1 protein-coding gene is annotated in these 227 nt (G+C 51.5%); it reads left to right on the top strand.

Translation table 11 applies throughout. The annotated features are described in order from the left end of the window. Positions 1 to 227 (top strand): cation:proton antiporter (locus AB4486_RS26775; protein ID WP_372119806.1); only part of this gene is annotated, 227 nt, incomplete at both ends.

Raw genomic sequence — 227 nt, 5'->3', positions numbered from 1 at the left:
TGGGCTGACATGCTGTGGATGCTAGGCGGTGTGATTGGTCTGCTGGTCGGTGGTCACTTCTTGTTGAGGCCACTGTTCCGATACGTAGTGATGAGCGGTGTCCGTGAGCTTTTCACGGTTGCAGCGTTGTTATTGGTGATTGGTATTGCCGTCATCATGCAGCAGATTGGCTTATCGATGGCATTAGGTACTTTCTTGGCGGGCGTCCTTCTGGCTGAATGTGAATA

The sequence above is a fragment of the Vibrio sp. 10N.222.55.C6 genome (assembly GCF_041473395.1).
Lineage (GTDB): Bacteria > Pseudomonadota > Gammaproteobacteria > Enterobacterales > Vibrionaceae > Vibrio > Vibrio crassostreae_C.
The sequence above is the reverse complement of the archived record's forward strand: the minus strand, read 5'-3'. Positions and strand labels throughout refer to the sequence as shown.